Origin of the sequence: Chromohalobacter sp. 296-RDG, from assembly GCF_029889885.1 — a bacterium.
Classification (GTDB): Bacteria; Pseudomonadota; Gammaproteobacteria; order Pseudomonadales; family Halomonadaceae; genus Chromohalobacter.
In genome coordinates, this window is record NZ_JARANY010000125.1 from 1 (window position 1) to 3,185 (window position 3,185).

4 protein-coding genes are annotated in these 3,185 nt (G+C 64.2%); 3 read left to right on the forward strand and 1 reads right to left on the reverse strand.

Annotation, left to right across the window (positions count from 1 at the left end):
* On the forward strand, positions 1 to 232 hold a 232-nt coding region (locus OP495_RS16865; protein WP_280570897.1), incomplete at its 5' end, for a hypothetical protein.
* On the opposite strand, the gene mobQ is transcribed toward OP495_RS16865, so the two are convergent.
* On the reverse strand, positions 229 to 1,752 hold the full coding sequence (mobQ, locus tag OP495_RS16870) for a MobQ family relaxase (protein ID WP_280564981.1): 1,524 nt from the start codon (positions 1,750 to 1,752) through the stop codon (positions 229 to 231). The two genes, OP495_RS16865 and mobQ, sit on opposite strands and share 4 nt — an antisense overlap.
* A gap of 180 nt (positions 1,753 to 1,932) precedes the next feature.
* On the opposite strand from mobQ, the gene OP495_RS16875 reads away from it, so the two are divergent.
* Together OP495_RS16875 and OP495_RS16880 are read left to right on the forward strand one after the other, a co-directional pair.
* Complete coding sequence (locus OP495_RS16875) at positions 1,933 to 2,166, forward strand: mobilization protein (RefSeq protein ID WP_280564984.1); 234 nt, start codon at positions 1,933 to 1,935, stop codon at positions 2,164 to 2,166.
* A 597-nt stretch (positions 2,167 to 2,763) separates the two neighbouring features.
* On the forward strand, positions 2,764 to 3,185 hold a 422-nt coding region (locus OP495_RS16880; protein ID WP_280570899.1), incomplete at its 3' end, for a replication/maintenance protein RepL.

A 3,185-nucleotide genomic window follows, 5' to 3' on the forward strand; every position in this document is an offset into this window, starting at 1 on the left:
CCGCCGCGTTGCATGGGCAGACAAGCGCAAGAACAGCCAGTACGCGCTGTTCGATGCTCGAGTGCTCGTATCTGAGCGAGACAACCCGCAGGGGCTCGAAGGCCCGGATTTGACGCACATACCTTCGATGTCGCCAGCGGACGGCCAACTACCATCTGGGGACGGCGAGGCACCACCATCTCAGCCATCCATCGACGGACTGGAGCCGGACCTGCCTCACCTGCGCGACTAGCCTAGCTCGGGGCCGTCCTGGCTCCGAGTATTGCCCCGGCGCACATCCTGGGCCTGTCGCCTCTCATCGGCCCATGCGTCCCGCTGGGGCGCCTTTGAGCGCTCCTGCTGCCGTTCTTGGCTCCAGGCATCGCCCTGGCGCTTCTCCTGGGCGGGCTGCTGCTCGCGCTCGATCTGCGCGGTGCGCTGCTGCTGGAGCTGCGCGTACTCCGTCTTCACCCGCTCGACATCACGGCCCTCTGTGGCCGCCTGCTGCTTTAGCTGGCCGTATTCACGTCTCAGGGCGGCATCGTGGGCTTGCGCTCGCTGTGCGGCCTCCTGAGCCTGATTCTGGCGCTCCTGAGCCTGATCGTGGCGCTGGGACGCTTCGCGGCGCTGCCGCCCCTTGAACCAGCCCTTGATTCGATCACGCTGGGCTTGCGCCTCGCGGACGCTCTGTGCGGCCTCTCGTTCTGTCTGTTCGGTGCTGTCGCGCTGCTGTGCGGTTTCGCGCATCGCGAGCTGTACATCGAGCAGCCGCTCTCCAATCTCCGCGCCGCGCTCCCGCACTTGGGCTAGGTGCTGGGCCTTCGCGTCGATCTCCCGGTCGAGCCGCTGCACAGCAGCCGATGGGCCGGGGGGGGCCTTGGGCGGCTCCTGTGTGCGCTGTGGGCGTTCTCGCGGTGCTTGTCCCGCTTCACGCTCAAGCCGACGGGCTTTCATGCGCTCAGCAGCAGCGGTGAACGCCTCGCCGCGTGTCATTTTCGGCTCCTTGGCCTCGGCCCTTTCGGCCTCAACCGCAGCGTTGGCCGCTTGGATCTCAAGATTCAAGCTCGCTCGGTCGCTCTGCTCAGGCACTCCGCGGCGTTCCATCTCAGTGCCCATCGGGCCAACGTGGATCTGCGGCACGCGGTTGATGCCCTGGTCTGCCAGGGATCGGCAGTCGATCCGTTCGGCGACCTGGGCACGCTCCAGAGCGTCGTTAGCCATGCCCTCCCAGCGCTGCCGGATGGCCTTCACCTCGTCGGCGCCGCGATCGAGCCCGGCCTCGCGGCGCTTCTGGTCGCTCCACTCGATAGCCGCCTTGTCGCCCAGCCCGTCATGGCCATAGGCCCGGGTCGTAGCGAGCAAGTGGGCGTGGTGGTTGCGCTCGTCGCCGTCTCGATCCGGTGCATGAACGGCGAGATCGACGGCGACGCCGTAGCGCTCGGACAGCTCGCCGGCGAGCTCGCGAGCGAGGGCAAGCCGCTGGTCGGCATCGAGCTCGTGCGGCAGCGCGACGACGTACTCCCTCGCGACCCTCGCGTCTTTGCGCTTCTCGGCGGCTTCGGCCTGGTTCCACAGCGACTCGCGCTCGGGGCCCGGAACGCCGTCGCGGGTCACGATCTCGTCGTGCTCGACACCCCGCTTGCGGGTGTAGTCGTGCACGACGCCGGTGCGCTCATCGGCTAACTCACCACCCGACCGATAGGCCGCTGCGGCGACGGCTGACCGTCCGCCCTTGCGGTTCATCGGCTTGGTGCTGAGTGAGTAGATGGCCATGGCTGCACCGGCTGGGGTTGGGGTTAGGGGTCCAGGGGCGAAGCCCCGGCGCACGGGACTTGCAGAATCGAGGAACGAGATTTGCAAGTCGTAAGTGCGCCCTTCGGTATATGGTGGCTGATTCAAACTGGAAAAGCCAGTTTCAGGTAGGCTGTGGATAGCCACCAAGGAGATACCCAAATGCCTCAACACCGCTCCAAAGATCAGCAGCTCGCGGATGCCGAAGCCCGGGTTGCCCGGTTACGCAAAGCGAAGCGCTCGGAAGACACCCGCCGCAAAATCCTCGCTGGCTCAGTGTTCATGCGTCTCGCCGAGCAGGACGATCAAACCAGGGCACAATTCCGACAGATAATGGATGAGCACCTAGACAGCGAGCGCGACCGTCAGCTGTTCGATCTACCCCCGAAGGCATGATCACCCCCGGGCCGTTGGCCCGGACGCTTACGCGCTACCGCCCTTCGGTTGGTGGGTGCGCCCCTCACTCGGTCGGCGCGGTCGCTACGCTCCCAGCATGCCGACCGATCTCGGGCCGCACCGGGTGTGCTGTGTCGGAAACCCCCGATTTTTACTACCTACCCCCTGTACTGCAGAACAAGGGGTAGGTACTCGCGGAGAGGGGATGCATGTCACCAGCGCGGCGTGCTTTAGCGGCCAGGCTGGGGCAGGCAGCGCGGGCGCGTAGCGCCCTGATAGCTGCCGCACGTCGCGCCTTTGGCGCGCCATCATCAGGCGGCCGAAGGCCGGGCGAGCGAAGCGAAGGGTAGGCGAGCGCATAGCGCTCAAAGCGCTACGCGCTTCGGGTTTTAGTGGCCAATTCCACCCCCCCTAGAAGATCATTAGAAGGGTCGAAAATAGAACCCTTTAAAATCAAAGGCTTACAGGGGGGGGGTAGGTCACAGCTGGTGACCTACCCCTAGGTCACAGCTGGTGACCTATCGTGCACGATATCGAGCAAATATGCTCGATATCGTGATAGAGTCGGGGAAGGCATTTGAACGATAGCGAGCAGATATGAGCGATACCAAGACCAAATTGACCCAGCCCCAGGTCAGAGGCTCCTGGGTGCAAACCGAGCGGAAAGCGCATGAAAAATGGGCGTCGCTCATCTCTCGAAAGCCCCGCGCTGCTGCACTGCTGCACTTGATTATCGCGAACATGAACAGCCGTGGAGCGCTCATCGCATCACAGACGACGTTAGCCGAGCTGTCTGGCACCTCAGTGTCAACGGTCAAGCGTTCAGTGAAAGTGCTGGTTGATGAGCAGTGGGTCCAGACTATCAGGATCGGATCAGAGCGCGGCGGGGCACTCGCATATGTCGTGAACCGCCGCGTTGCATGGGCAGACAAGCGCAAGAACAGCCAGTACGCGCTGTTCGATGCTCGAGTGCTCGTATCTGAGCGAGACAACCCGCAGGGGCTCGAAGGCCCGGATTT

What these genes read in the sequence shown, in the direction of transcription:
- mobQ (WP_280564981.1), bottom strand. Translation starts at nt 1,752, where the DNA reads ATGGCCATCTACTCACTCAGCACCAAGCCGATGAACCGCAAGGGCGGA.
- OP495_RS16875 (WP_280564984.1), top strand. Translation starts at nt 1,933, where the DNA reads ATGCCTCAACACCGCTCCAAAGATCAGCAGCTCGCGGATGCCGAAGCC.